Raw genomic sequence first — 13,082 nt, forward strand, 5'->3', positions numbered from 1 at the left:
CATGGCCGTTGAAGATACCCAACCGCTCATTAGCCATTTGATTGAGCTGCGCAAGCGTTTGTTGAATTGCATCATCGCTGTTTTAGTCATCTTTTTGTGTCTGGTCTATTTCGCGAATGATATCTACCATCTGGTTGCGGCACCGTTGATTAGCCAGATGCCAGCCGGGGCGAGCATGATCGCCACCGACGTGGCATCGCCGTTCTTCACGCCGATCAAGCTCACCATTATTGTTTCGGTGTTTCTGGCCGTGCCGGTGATTTTGTATCAGGTGTGGGCGTTTGTGGCGCCTGCGCTCTATCGCCACGAGCGCAAACTGGTGATGCCGTTGCTGTTCTCCAGTACGCTGCTGTTTTACGTCGGCGTGGCGTTTGCTTATTTCATCGTGTTCCCGCTGGCGTTTGGCTTCTTCGCCAAAACCGCGCCGCAAGGCGTCACCATCGCCACGGATATCACCAACTACCTCGACTTCGTCATGACGATTTTCATGGCGTTTGGTGTGGCGTTTGAGGTGCCGATTGCGATTGTGCTGCTGTGCTGGACCGGCATTACGTCACCCGAAGATTTGAAGAAGAAACGTCCTTATATGTTGGTTGGCGCGTTCGTGGTTGGGATGCTGCTCACACCGCCGGATGTTTTCTCGCAAACTTTGCTCGCTATTCCGATGTACTGCCTGTTTGAAGTCGGCGTATTCTTCTCCCGCTACTATGTGGGTAAAGGACGTAAGGCTTCGGATGAGGAACACAACACCGAATCCTGACGTCTTCGGTAAGATGCATCTAAACCGCCCCGCTGGGCGGTTTTTTATTGGGGAGAAAACATGTTTGATATCGGTGTAAACCTGACCAGCACGCAATTCGCAAAAGATCGCGATCAGGTGGTAAAACGTGCGCGCGAAGCAGGCGTCACCGGCCTGTTAATTACCGGCACCAACGCGCTGGAGAGCCAGCAAGCACGCCAACTGGCAGCGCAACATGCAGGATATTGCTGGTCAACCGCTGGCGTCCATCCGCACCATGCCAGTGAATGGTCGGCGGAAATCGCGAATACCTTACGTCGCCTGGCGGAAAGCGAGCAGGTGGTCGCGATTGGCGAATGTGGCCTGGATTTCAATCGTAATCTTTCGGCCCACGATCAGCAGGAATACGCTTTCGATGCGCAGCTGGCGCTGGCCGCTGAGCTGCAGCTGCCGGTGTTTTTGCATTGCCGTGAAGCGCACGATCGTTTTGTCGCGGTGCTTGAGCCGTGGCTGCCGAAGTTGGTCGGCGCTGTCGTTCACTGCTTTACCGGTACGCGTGACGAGCTGCAAGCGTGTCTGGCGCTGGGATTGTCGGTGGGCATTACCGGCTGGGTATGCGATGAGCGTCGCGGTATGGAACTGCGTGAATTGCTGCCGCTGATTCCGGCTGAGCGCCTGTTACTGGAAACCGATGCACCGTATTTACTGCCGCGCGATATGCATCCGCGTCCCACTTCGCGCCGCAATGAACCGTGCTTCTTGCCGCATATTGTGCAGCAGGTGGCGAACTGGCGTGGCGAAGAAGCTGAAGCGCTAGGCGCGCAGGTTAATCTCAACGCGCGCCAGCTGTTCAAACTCGCTTAGAGTTTGCGGAACTGCTTGTTATCCACGCTGCGCATCACCTGTTTGTTCAGCATGTTGAGCAGCAGAACGGAGCGCGTTTCACCATCCGGCTCGGCAAAAATGGCGCGCAGCCCTTCGAAAGTGCCATCGGTGATGATCACTTCATCACCGCTCTGCGGGGTTTCCGGATCCAGCACGATCTGCGGCGCGTCGGTCTGCAGCGCTTCGATCACATCATGTGATACGGTGGCCGGCATGGTGCCGAAGCGCACGAAGTGGCTGACGCCGCGCGTGCTGCTGATGGTGGTGGTGTGAATCGCTTCGGGATCGAACTCGATAAACAGATAGTTAGGGAACAGCGGCTCACTCACGGTGGTGCGTTTACCGCGCACAATCTTCTCCAGAGCGATCATTGGGCTGAGGCAATTCACCTCTTGCCGCTCAAGATGCTCTTTCGCGCGCAACAGTTGTCCACGTTTGCAATAGAGTAAGTACCAGGATTCCATAACCGCTCCCAAATAATGGACGCTAAGAATATCAAATCAGTTGTCAGAGTTATAGCGCATCGGCGGGTGGAAACCGGGCGCTGAAAACAATTTCACTACGATTTATCCGATTGATGCGGCTTATTTACGCTTTCTTGCAAGAAAATTGACGGCTGACGACCATCTGTATCAGACTCCATCCCCATCTTTCGATTGAAAAGGAGTGGCTGATGGAACTGTTCCTGTTGAGTAACGGCAAAGTGGCTGACGATGCGCCGCTGTTAGGTTACGCCCACCCGCAGCTGCACGCGATGATCGCCCAGCGCGGAATCACCTCGGCGGTGCTGGTGCCGTACGCGATTATTCGTGGCGATCATGCGCAGCGCGCGCAGGATTTATCCGCGTCGTTAGGCATTGAAGTGCGCACCGTGCACGAGTTCGCATCGCCCGTTGCGGCGATTGAACAAGCTGAGCTGATTCTGGTGAGCGGCGGAAATACCTGGTTCCTCAACCAAATGCTGCATGAGCACGGCTTGATCGTTGCCATCCAACGCGCGGTGCGCGAGCGTGATGTGCCGTACGTTGGCTGGAGCGCCGGTTGCAATGTGGCAACGCCTTCTATTCGTACCACCAATGACATGCCGGTGCGCAGCAGCGTAGTGTTGCCCGCGCTTGGGCTGTTCCCGGTGCAGATCAATCCGCATTACCTTGATGCGCACGTCAGCGGCCACATGGGCGAAACGCGTGACGAACGTCTGGCCGAGTTCTGTGCCGTTAATCCGCATGAATCGGTGATTGCGCTGCGCGAAGCCAGCTTCCTGCACGTGAGCGAGAATCGCCTGCGTTACTACAGCGCACGCGGCGAAGACTTCAAAGTGTTCCGCCACGGCGAGCCGATTGCCGCTTATCACGATGTATTGGCGATTCAGTCGCTGGTGCCGTTTTCCTGTCAGCCTGCCTGACGCAAAACCTCAACATGTCAGCGTGAAACGCCCCTATAATGGCGCTTCACTCTGGCCGGAAAGCTAAAGCCGCATGAAATATCAGGATTTACGAGACTTCCTCGCATTGCTGGAACAGCGTGGCGAGTTAAAGCGCATCACTCAGGAGATCGATCCTGAGTTAGAGATGACTGAAATTGCCGATCGCACGCTGCGCGCCGGCGGCCCGGCGCTGCTGTTCGAAAACCCGAAAGGCTACGACATGCCGGTGCTGTGTAATCTGTTTGGCACACCAAAACGCGTGGCGATGGGCATGGGCCAGGAAGAGGTCAGTGCGCTGCGTGAAGTCGGCAAGCTGCTGGCGTTCCTGAAAGAGCCGGAACCGCCAAAAGGCTTCCGCGATCTGTTCGATAAGATGCCGCAGTTCAAGCAAGTGCTGAATATGCCTACTAAGCGCCTGCGCAATGCGCCGTGCCAGGAAGAAATTTTCAGCGGCGATGAAGTCGATCTGTCGCGCATCCCGGTGATGAAATGCTGGCCGGGCGATGCTGCGCCGCTGATTACGTGGGGATTGACCGTCACGCGTGGCCCGCATAAAGAGCGACAAAATCTGGGTATCTATCGTCAGCAGGTGATCGGCAAGAACCGCGTGATTATGCGCTGGCTGTCGCATCGCGGCGGCGCGCTGGATTTCCAGGAGTGGTGTAAAGCGCATCCGGGCGAACGTTTCCCGGTGTCGGTAGCGCTGGGTGCCGATCCTGCCACCATTCTCGGCGCGGTAACGCCAGTGCCGGATACGCTCTCCGAATACGCCTTTGCCGGTTTGCTGCGCGGTAATAAAACCGAAGTGGTGAAGTGCGTTTCGAACGAACTCGAAGTGCCGGCCAGTGCGGAAATCGTGTTGGAAGGATACATCGAGCCGGGCGATGTCGCGCCGGAAGGTCCGTACGGCGACCACACAGGCTACTACAATGAAGTAGACAGCTTCCCGGTGTTTACCGTGACGCACGTAACGCAACGTCGCAACCCGATTTATCATTCAACCTACACCGGACGTCCACCGGATGAACCGGCGGTGCTGGGCGTGGCGCTCAATGAAGTGCTGGTGCCGATTCTGATCAAGCAGTTCCCGGAGATCGTGGATTTCTATCTGCCGCCGGAAGGTTGCTCTTATCGCCTCGCGGTAGTGACGATCAAGAAACAGTATGCTGGTCACGCTAAGCGCGTGATGTTCGGCGTGTGGTCGTTCCTGCGTCAGTTCATGTACACCAAGTTCGTGATTGTGTGCGATGACGACGTTAACGCACGCGACTGGAATGATGTGATTTGGGCGATTACCACGCGCATGGATCCGGCGCGCGATACGGTGCTGGTTGAGAACACGCCGATCGATTATCTCGACTTCGCCTCGCCGGTTTCCGGCTTAGGCTCGAAGATGGGACTTGATGCGACCAATAAGTGGCCGGGCGAAACCACGCGCGAGTGGGGCACGCCGATTGTGAAAGATCCGGCGGTGACCGCGCGCATTGACGCCATTTGGGATGAGTTAGCTATCTTTGCCGAGCCGCCGCAGCGCTAACGGCGGCAGACCAATTAGACCCGAAGAAAAAGGGAACGCATGACAACGTTAAGCTGCAAAGTGACTTCGGTTGAAGCGATTACGGACACGGTTTACCGCGTTCGTTTAATTCCGGCGGCGGATTTTAACTTCCGCGCAGGACAGTATTTGATGGTGGTGATGGATGAGCGCGATAAGCGCCCGTTTTCCCTGGCTTCTACGCCAATGGAAAAGGACATCATTGAGCTGCACATCGGCGCATCGGATCTCAATCTCTACGCGATGGCGGTGATGGACCGCATCAAGAACGATCGCCAGATTACCGTCGATATGCCGCACGGCGATGCCTGGCTGCGTGAAGACAGTGAGCGTCCGATCATTCTGATTGCGGGTGGCACCGGCTTCTCCTATGCGCGTTCTATTCTGCTGACCGCGCTGGCACAGAAATCCGATCGCGAGATTGCGATTTACTGGGGCGGCCGTGAGTTGATGCATCTGTACGATCTGGATGAGCTGAATGCGCTGGCGGTGAAGCATCCGAACCTGAAAGTGATCCCGGTAGTTGAACAACCGGCGGATGACTGGACCGGGCGCAGCGGCACGGTGCTGACGGCAGTGATGCAGGATTTCGCATCGCTGAGCGAGCACGATATCTATATTGCCGGTCGTTTTGAGATGGCGAAGATTGCGCGTGAGCGCTTCTGTGCTGAGCGCGGCGCGCTGGAAGCGCAGATGTTCGGCGATGCGTTTGCGTTTATCTGATGGTCGCCATCAATGGCGACCCTACGACGATTAGCCATAAAAAGCCCGCCCGAAAGGGCGGGAACACGTGCAACATTAACGTATTAAACCCGTTCGAACACCGTGGCGATGCCCTGGCCTAAGCCAATGCACATGGTCGCCAGACCAAATTGCGCATCGCGACGATCCATCAGATTCAGCAGCGTGGTACTGATACGCGCACCGGAACATCCCAGCGGATGACCGAGCGCAATCGCGCCGCCATTCAAATTCACTTTCTCATCCAGCTGTTCCATCAAGCCCATGTCCTTGATGCACGGCAGAGCCTGTGCGGCAAAAGCCTCGTTGAACTCGAACAGGTCGATATCCTGCACGCTGAGTCCGGCACGCTTGAGCGCCAGCTTGCTGGCTGGAACCGGACCGTAGCCCATGATTGACGGATCGCAGCCGACCACTGCCATGCTGCGAATACGCGCGCGCGGCGTCAGACCGAGTTCGCGTGCGCGGCTTTCGCTCATGATCAGCATTGCGGCTGCGCCGTCGGAAAGTGCGGAGGAGCTGCCTGCGGTCACGGTGCCGTTGACCGGATCGAACGCCGGGCTCAGCGCAGCCAATCCTTCGAGGCTGGTCTCTTCGCGAATCACTTCGTCGCTCTCAAAACGTTTCAACACGCCATCGGCGTCGTGGCCGTAGGTCGCCACAATCTCACGCTTGAAATCGCCGCGCTGGGTTGCCGCCCAGGCACGTTGGTGCGAACGCAGCGCAAAAGCATCCTGCTGCTCACGCGTGATGTGATGCATGCGCGCCAGCATTTCGGCGGTTAACCCCATCATGCCCGCCGCTTTCGCTACCGTGCGACCAAGGCCGGGATGGAAATCCACGCCGTGGCTCATCGGCACGTGGCCCATATGTTCTACGCCGCCAATCAGGCAGCTGTGCGCATCACCAACCATAATGGCACGCGCCGCGTCGTGCAGTGCCTGCATCGACGAACCGCACAGGCGGTTGACAGTGCTGGCTGGCACGCGATGCGGGATCTCGGCCAGCAGCGCGGCGTTACGTGCAATGTTGAAACCTTGCTCCAGCGTCTGCTGTACGCAGCCCCAGATAATGTCGTCCAGCGTGGCGGGATCGACCGCCGGATTGCGGCTCAGTAGCTCGCGCATCAAATGCGCCGAGAGATCTTCTGCGCGCACCTGGCGGAACGCACCGCCTTTGGAGCGGCCCATCGGCGTGCGGACCGCATCAACAATGACTACTTTTTCCATTTTCATTACCTCAGGCACTTTGCAGCGCCGCTTCGTCAATCGGTTGCACCGCGGGATACCAGCTCTGATGCTGATGGGCTTTTTGCAACAGCAGCTCCGGCAGCGCGTAAAGCGGGCCGAGCGCGCTATAACGTTTGGCCTGATCGACCACGTTACTGTTGCCCAGCGTATCCATGTAGCGGAACGCGCCGCCACGGAACGGCGGGAAGCCTAAACCGTACACCAGCGCCATATCGGCTTCGGCCGGTGAAGCGATGATCTTCTCTTCGAGGCAGCGCACCACTTCGTTGAGCATCGGCAGCATCATGCGGTTGGCGATCTCGTCATCGCTGAACACGCGCTTAGGCTGGCAAATAGGTTCCAGCAGCGCATCGACAGCTGCATCGGCTTTCTTCTGCGCTTTGCCTTTTTTATCCTGCTCCCAGCGGTAAAAGCCCTGACCGTTTTTCTGGCCGTAACGTTTGGCTTCGAACAGCACGTCGATCGCGTCGCGATAATCTTTCTGCATGCGTGACGGGAAGCCTTGCGCCATCACTTGCTGAGCGTGATGCGCGGTATCAATGCCAACCACATCCAGCAGCCACGCTGGGCCCATCGGCCAGCCGAACTGTTTTTCCATCACTTTATCGACCTGACGGAAATCCGCGCCGTCGCGCAGCAGCAGGCTGAAAGCGGCGAAGTAGGGGAACAGCACGCGATTCACAAAGAAGCCGGGACAGTCATTCACCACAATCGGCGTCTTGCCCATTTTGCTCGCCCAGGCCACCACTTTACTCAGGGTGGCTTCTGAGGTTTTCTCTCCGCGAATCACTTCAACCAGCGGCATACGCGGCACCGGATTGAAGAAGTGCATGCCGCAGAAGTTTTCCGGGCGTTTTAAGGCCTGCGCCAGCTGGCTAATCGGGATGGTTGAAGTGTTGGAGGCGAGAATGGCGTCCTCGCGCAGATGCTGTTCTGTTTCTGCCAGCACTTTGGCTTTGATCTGCGGATTTTCCACTACCGCTTCCACCACTACGTCGGTGCGTTCAAATCCGGCGTAATCCAGCGTCGGCTGAATGGTGGTGAGTACGCTGGCCAGTTTGGCGCCGTCAATTTTGCCGCGCTCCAGCTGTTTGTTCAGCAGCTTGCTGGCTTCGGTCATGCCCAGCGTTAACGCCTGCGGATTGATATCTTTCATCATCACCGGCACGCCTTTCCATGCCGATTGATAAGCAATGCCGCCGCCCATAATGCCTGCGCCCAACACTGCGGCTTGCTGCGGCGCACCGGCCGCGCTGCTGTGCTTCTTCGCCAGGCCTTTGACGTACTGATCGTTCAGGAAGATGCCGACCAGCGCACGCGCCACATCGCTCTGCGCCAGCGGTACAAAAGCAGCGGTTTCCAGCTTCAGCGCATCATCACGTCCGAGGCTGGCGGCAGCTTCAATGGTTTTCACGGCGGTAATCGGTGCCGGATAGTGTTTGCCTGCGGTTTGCAGCACCATGCTTTTGGCGATGGTGAAGCTCATGGCGGCTTCAATCGGGCTGAGTTTCAGCGGTGCCAGCTTCGGCGCGCGATGTGCTTGCCAGTTGCCTTGCACGATGGCGTCCTGCAAAACGGTGAGTGCGGCGGCACGTAGTTTGTCGCTGCTGACCACTGCATCCACCAAACCGAGTTTCAGGGCGCTGTTGCCATCAACATCTTTACCGGCGGCGATGATTTCCATCGCGCTATCGGCACCGAGCAGGCGCGGCAAACGCACGCTGCCGCCAAAGCCCGGCATGATGCCCAGTTTGGTTTCCGGCAGGCCGATGCGTGCGGTGGGCGTGGCAACGCGGAAGTCGGTTGCCAGTATGCATTCACAGCCGCCGCCCAGCGCATAGCCGTCGATGGCGGCCACGGTTGGCACCGGCAAATCCTCTAAGCGATTGAAGATGCTGTTGGCAAATGCCAACCACTGACTCAGCTTCTCTTCTGGCGCATCAAACAGCGACAGGAATTCTGTGATGTCGGCACCGACGATAAATGCCGGTTTGGCCGACGAGAGCAACAGGCCGCGCAGCGCGGGTTGCTGTTCCAATACGCTTAATGCCTCGCCCAATGAGGCAACGGTTTTGGTATCGAGTTTGTTCACCGAACCGGGCGCATCGAAAACCAGCTCGGCGATGCCGTCGTCAAGCCAGTGAACTGAAAGGGTATCGCCTTGGTAGAGCATGTCCGTCTCCTGAAACCGCGAAAGTTGATCTGGTCATACCAGATGAGTTGGAGTGTGAGTCTGATGTTAATTATTTGCAAACGAGAGTTTGCTTATTTGATACAACGATCACAGCGCGTGCAGCACGGCATCGCTTACACGGCTGTGCTACACTGCGGCCACTTTCGCGACATCGGAGACAAGTCCATGGATTCACTGAAAACCCTGTATCACGCGCACATCAATACGCTGCAGCAGCGAGCGCAGCAGGTGCTGGCTCGCTTCAAGCTTGATGCCATGCTGATTCATTCCGGCGAGCTGCTGACCGTTTTTCTCGACGATCACGACTATCCGTTTAAGGTGAATCCCCAGTTCAAAGCGTGGGTGCCGGTGACGCAGGTGCCAAACTGCTGGTTATGGATTGATGGCGTGAATAAACCCAAGCTGTGGTTCTATTCACCGGTAGATTACTGGCACAACGTTGAGCCGCTGCCCAACAGCTTCTGGACCAACGATGTGGACGTTATTGGCCTGAAGAGTGCCGATGAGATCGCGCAGTTGCTGCCTGCACAGCGCGAAAACGTGGCGTATATCGGTCCGGTGCCGTCACGCGCTTCCCAGCTCGGCATTAACAGCGAGCAGGTGAACCCGAAAGGCGTGATCGATTTCCTGCATTATCATCGTAGTATTAAAACCGAGTACGAACTGGCGTGTATGCGCGAAGCGCAGAAGCTGGCGGTGGCGGGGCATCGCGCGGCCAAAGAGGCGTTCTTCTCTGGCATGAGCGAGTTCGATATCAATATCGCCTATCTGACCGCAACCGGCCATCGCGATACCGATGTGCCTTACGGCAATATCATCGCCCTGAATGAACATGCCGCAGTGCTGCATTACACCAAACTGGATCATCAGCCGCCGGCCAAACGTCACAGCTTCCTGATTGACGCCGGTGCGGAATATCTCGGTTACGCCGCTGACCTGACGCGCAGCTATGCGGCGCAGAGCAAATCGCGCTATGCCGAAATGGTTGCGGCGATGAACAAGGAAGAGCTGGCGCTGATCGCCACCTTGAAAGCTGGCGTGCGCTATACCGATTATCATCTGCAGATGCATCAGCGCATTGCGCGTCTGCTGCTGAAGTTCGAACTGGTGAAAGGCCTGACCGAAGAGACGCTGGTGGCGGAAGATTTAACCGGTCCGTTTATGCCGCATGGCCTTGGACATCCGCTCGGCCTGCAGGTGCACGACGTGGCTGGCTTTATGCAGGACGACAACGGCACGCATCTGGCGGCACCGTCGCAGTATCCGTATCTACGTTGTACGCGCGTGCTGGAACCTGGCATGGTGCTGACTATCGAACCGGGCTTCTATATTATCGATTCGCTGCTGGCGAAGCTGCGCGGCGGCAAGTTCAGTCAATACTTTGACTGGGCGGCAATCGATGCACTGAAACCGTACGGCGGTATTCGGATCGAGGATAACGTGGTGATCCACACTAATCGCATTGAAAACATGACGCGCGATCTGCACCTTGCCTGATGGATGCTTACGATATTCCCGCTGAGGCCGTGAGTCTCAGCGAGGAAACCATCAAGAAAAGCCGCTTCATTACCTTGCTGGCGCACACGGCGGGCGTGGAAGCGGCGCGCGCGTTTGTACAGCAGGTGAAACAGGAACATCCCACCGCGCGGCATCACTGCTGGGCGTGGGTGGCAGGCGCGCCGGATAATTCGCAACAGTTGGGTTTCTCCGATGATGGTGAACCATCTGGCACCGCCGGCAAACCGATGCTGGCCCAGTTGATGGGCAGCGGTGTCGGTGAGATTACTGCGGTGGTGGTGCGTTATTATGGTGGCATTATGCTGGGCACCGGCGGACTGGTAAAAGCATATGGCGGCGGCGTGCAGCAAGGGCTGAAGCAACTGGCGCGTCAACGTAAAGTGCCGATGGAATCTTTTACCCTGCAATGCGATTACGCCCAACTCAGCGACATCGAGCGTTTACTGCAACGTTTTGACGGCATTATAGAAGAGAGCCATTATCAGGATCGTATTGCGCTGCGTTTAGCGTTGCCGCATGCGCAGATTGATGGCTTTCGCCAAAACCTCTCTGATTACAGCCGGGGCGCGCTGACGCTCATCCCGCTGACAAACTAAAAGCTTCTGTTTAAAGGAAACGGCTGAATGCATTTTCGCGCCATTACCCGCATCGTGGGCCTGCTGGTGATTCTGTTCTCGGTGACCATGATTCTACCTGGCCTCGTCGCCTTGATTTACCGTGATGGAGCCGGGCGCGCGTTCAGTCAGACCTTTATGATGGCAATCGTCATCGGTTCGCTGCTGTGGTGGCCTAACCGTAAGCAGAAAAGCGAACTTAAGCCGCGCGAAGGCTTCCTCATCGTGGTGCTGTTCTGGACCGTGCTGGGCAGCGTCGGTGCGATGCCGTTTATCTTCGCCGAGCAGCCACATCTTTCAGTTACTGATGCGTTCTTTGAATCCTTCTCTGGCCTCACAACCACCGGAGCCACCACGCTGGTGGGACTGGATACGCTGCCGAAAGCGATTCTGTTCTATCGGCAGATGCTGCAGTGGCTCGGCGGGATGGGGATCATTGTGCTGGCGGTGGCGATTCTGCCGATTCTGGGCGTGGGTGGCATGCAGCTCTATCGCGCTGAAATGCCGGGTCCGCTGAAAGATAACAAGATGCGCCCGCGTATTGCGGAAACAGCGAAAACGCTGTGGCTGATCTATGTGTTGCTCACCGTCGCGTGCGCGTTGGCGCTGTGGCTGGCGGGCATGCCGATGTTTGATGCTATCGGCCATAGCTTCTCGACTATCGCGATTGGCGGGTTTTCAACCCATGATGCCAGCATCGGCTACTTCAATAGCCCAACCATCAATACCATCGTCGCGGTATTTCTGTTGATCTCGGGTTGTAATTACGGCCTGCACTTCTCTTTATTAAGCGGTCGCAACCTGAAAGTGTACTGGCGCGATCCCGAATTCCGCATGTTTATTGGTGTACAACTGACCTTAGTGCTGATCTGTACCATCGTGCTGTGGTTCCACAATGTGTACGCCAGCGGCTGGCAAACGTTGAATCAGGCGTTTTTCCAGGTGGTTTCGATGGCGACCACGGCCGGTTTCACCACCGACAGCATTGCACGCTGGCCGCTGTTCCTGCCGGTGCTGCTGCTGTGTTCGGCCTTTATCGGTGGCATGGCGGGTTCAACGGGCGGCGGTTTGAAGGTGATCCGTATTCTGCTGCTGTTCAAACAGGGTTCGCGTGAGCTGAAGCGTTTGGTGCACCCGAATGCGGTTTACACCATCAAACTGGGTAACCGCGCGTTGCCGGAACGTATCCTCGAAGCGGTGTGGGGTTTCTTCTCAGCTTATGCGTTGGTGTTCCTGCTCAGTATGCTGGCCATCATCGCCACCGGCGTGGATGACTTCTCTGCTTTTGCTGCCGTGGCCGCGACTCTGAATAACCTCGGGCCCGGTTTGGGTGTCGTGGCAGACAACTTCACTTCAATGAATGATGTCGCGAAGTGGATTTTGATTTTGACCATGCTGTTTGGACGCCTTGAAGTGTTCACGCTGCTGGTGCTGTTCACGCCGACCTTCTGGCGCGAATAATAAAATAGGATTGAGTAATGAAAGCGTTGATTCTGTATTCCAGCCGCGATGGGCAAACCCGTGACATTGCCGCGCGCATTGCGCAGACGTTAGTGCCGCATCAACTGTGTGACGTGATCGATCTACTGGAGGCAAACCAGATTGATTGGTTGCAGTACGATCGCGTGCTGATTGGTGCTTCGATCCGCTACGGTCATTTCAATCCGGCTTTGCTTAAGTTTGTTACGCAGCATAAAGCTCAGTTGCAGCAGCGCGTAAGCGGCTTCTTTAGTGTCAATCTCACGGCGCGCAAAGCCGATAAGTGCACACCAGAGACCAATGCGTATACGCGCAAGTTCCTGGAGCAGTCACCGTGGCAACCTGATTGCTGTGCGGTTTTCGCCGGGGCGTTGCGTTATCCGCGTTATCGCTGGTTTGATCGCGTCATGATTCAATTCATTATGCGTATGACCGGCGGCGAAACCGATGCATCGAAAGAAGTTGAATACACTGATTGGAATAAAGTGGCGCTTTTTGCCCAGGATTTTGCGCAGTTATCAGGCAAATCGTTGTGAAATACAGCGTTGTGGCGAAATTTAGGTCGAACAGTAATTTATTTGCAATAAACCCTTGTCACCTCCGAATAACTCCCTATAATGCGCCACCACTGAGACGGCAAAGCGGCAACGCAGACGGCTCAGCAGGGAGTGAAGAAATTCA

Annotated in this window: 12 protein-coding genes; 9 read left to right on the forward strand and 3 right to left on the reverse strand. The window is 56.6% G+C overall.

Annotated elements, in window-relative coordinates:
• Window position 1 precedes the first annotated feature (1 nt).
• A complete protein-coding gene (tatC, locus tag FHW71_RS20850; RefSeq protein ID WP_061719385.1) occupies window positions 2–760 on the forward strand; it encodes a Sec-independent protein translocase subunit TatC in 759 nt (252 codons plus the stop codon).
• Between the two features lie 60 nt (window positions 761–820).
• Complete coding sequence (gene tatD, locus FHW71_RS20855) at window positions 821–1,603, forward strand: 3'-5' ssDNA/RNA exonuclease TatD (RefSeq protein WP_179452811.1); 783 nt, start codon at window positions 821–823, stop codon at window positions 1,601–1,603.
• Here tatD and rfaH read toward each other — a convergent pair.
• Window positions 1,600–2,088 (reverse strand): transcription/translation regulatory transformer protein RfaH, encoded by a 489-nt coding sequence (gene rfaH, locus FHW71_RS20860; protein ID WP_008105818.1) that lies wholly within the window; start codon window positions 2,086–2,088, stop codon window positions 1,600–1,602. The two genes, tatD and rfaH, sit on opposite strands and share 4 nt — an antisense overlap.
• Before the next feature lie 209 nt (window positions 2,089–2,297).
• Here rfaH and pepE point away from each other — a divergent pair, with 209 nt between their 5' ends.
• From pepE to fre, 3 genes are all read left to right on the forward strand, one after another.
• Window positions 2,298–3,029, forward strand: a complete 732-nt coding sequence (pepE, locus tag FHW71_RS20865) for a dipeptidase PepE (RefSeq protein WP_008105821.1) — start codon at window positions 2,298–2,300, stop codon at window positions 3,027–3,029.
• A 73-nt stretch (window positions 3,030–3,102) separates the two neighbouring features.
• Window positions 3,103–4,587 carry a 4-hydroxy-3-polyprenylbenzoate decarboxylase gene (ubiD, locus tag FHW71_RS20870; protein WP_008105823.1) on the forward strand — a complete coding sequence of 495 codons (1,485 nt, stop codon included), beginning with the start codon at window positions 3,103–3,105 and terminating at the stop codon, window positions 4,585–4,587.
• 39 nt (window positions 4,588–4,626) lie between these two features.
• Window positions 4,627–5,328, forward strand: a complete 702-nt coding sequence (fre, locus tag FHW71_RS20875) for an NAD(P)H-flavin reductase (RefSeq protein ID WP_179452810.1) — start codon at window positions 4,627–4,629, stop codon at window positions 5,326–5,328.
• An 83-nt stretch (window positions 5,329–5,411) separates the two neighbouring features.
• On the opposite strand, the gene fadA is transcribed toward fre, so the two are convergent.
• Window positions 5,412–6,575, reverse strand: a complete 1,164-nt coding sequence (gene fadA / locus FHW71_RS20880) for an acetyl-CoA C-acyltransferase FadA (RefSeq protein WP_179452809.1) — start codon at window positions 6,573–6,575, stop codon at window positions 5,412–5,414.
• A 10-nt stretch (window positions 6,576–6,585) separates the two neighbouring features.
• On the reverse strand, window positions 6,586–8,769 hold the full coding sequence (gene fadB, locus FHW71_RS20885; RefSeq protein WP_179452808.1) for a fatty acid oxidation complex subunit alpha FadB: 2,184 nt from the start codon (window positions 8,767–8,769) through the stop codon (window positions 6,586–6,588).
• 186 nt (window positions 8,770–8,955) lie between these two features.
• On the opposite strand from fadB, the gene pepQ reads away from it, so the two are divergent.
• The 4 genes from pepQ to hemG are packed head-to-tail and all read left to right on the forward strand — an operon-like array spanning window position 8,956 to window position 12,937.
• Complete coding sequence (gene pepQ, locus FHW71_RS20890; protein WP_036648706.1) at window positions 8,956–10,287, forward strand: Xaa-Pro dipeptidase; 1,332 nt, start codon at window positions 8,956–8,958, stop codon at window positions 10,285–10,287.
• On the forward strand, window positions 10,287–10,904 hold the full coding sequence (locus FHW71_RS20895) for an IMPACT family protein (protein ID WP_179452807.1): 618 nt from the start codon (window positions 10,287–10,289) through the stop codon (window positions 10,902–10,904). Before pepQ ends, FHW71_RS20895 begins: the two co-directional genes overlap by 1 nt.
• A 27-nt stretch (window positions 10,905–10,931) precedes the next feature.
• Window positions 10,932–12,383 carry a Trk system potassium transporter TrkH gene (gene trkH, locus FHW71_RS20900; protein WP_008105835.1) on the forward strand — a complete coding sequence of 484 codons (1,452 nt, stop codon included), beginning with the start codon at window positions 10,932–10,934 and terminating at the stop codon, window positions 12,381–12,383.
• Between the two features lie 17 nt (window positions 12,384–12,400).
• Window positions 12,401–12,937, forward strand: coding sequence for a menaquinone-dependent protoporphyrinogen IX dehydrogenase (gene hemG, locus FHW71_RS20905; RefSeq protein WP_179452806.1), 537 nt, complete (start codon window positions 12,401–12,403; stop codon window positions 12,935–12,937).
• Window positions 12,938–13,082 lie beyond the last annotated feature (145 nt).

Origin of the sequence: Enterobacter sp. Sphag1F (assembly GCF_014193275.1) — a bacterium.
Taxonomy (GTDB): Bacteria; Pseudomonadota; Gammaproteobacteria; order Enterobacterales; family Enterobacteriaceae; genus Pantoea; species Pantoea symbiotica.

Bases quoted from the DNA above. Each gene is read 5' to 3' on its own strand.
- tatC (WP_061719385.1), top strand. From the start codon at position 2: ATGGCCGTTGAAGATACCCAACCGCTCATTAGCCATTTGATTGAGCTG.
- tatD (WP_179452811.1), top strand. From the start codon at position 821: ATGTTTGATATCGGTGTAAACCTGACCAGCACGCAATTCGCAAAAGAT.
- rfaH (WP_008105818.1), bottom strand. From the start codon at position 2,088: ATGGAATCCTGGTACTTACTCTATTGCAAACGTGGACAACTGTTGCGC.
- pepE (WP_008105821.1), top strand. From the start codon at position 2,298: ATGGAACTGTTCCTGTTGAGTAACGGCAAAGTGGCTGACGATGCGCCG.
- ubiD (WP_008105823.1), top strand. From the start codon at position 3,103: ATGAAATATCAGGATTTACGAGACTTCCTCGCATTGCTGGAACAGCGT.
- fre (WP_179452810.1), top strand. From the start codon at position 4,627: ATGACAACGTTAAGCTGCAAAGTGACTTCGGTTGAAGCGATTACGGAC.
- fadA (WP_179452809.1), bottom strand. From the start codon at position 6,575: ATGGAAAAAGTAGTCATTGTTGATGCGGTCCGCACGCCGATGGGCCGC.
- fadB (WP_179452808.1), bottom strand. From the start codon at position 8,769: ATGCTCTACCAAGGCGATACCCTTTCAGTTCACTGGCTTGACGACGGC.
- pepQ (WP_036648706.1), top strand. From the start codon at position 8,956: ATGGATTCACTGAAAACCCTGTATCACGCGCACATCAATACGCTGCAG.
- FHW71_RS20895 (WP_179452807.1), top strand. From the start codon at position 10,287: ATGGATGCTTACGATATTCCCGCTGAGGCCGTGAGTCTCAGCGAGGAA.
- trkH (WP_008105835.1), top strand. From the start codon at position 10,932: ATGCATTTTCGCGCCATTACCCGCATCGTGGGCCTGCTGGTGATTCTG.
- hemG (WP_179452806.1), top strand. From the start codon at position 12,401: ATGAAAGCGTTGATTCTGTATTCCAGCCGCGATGGGCAAACCCGTGAC.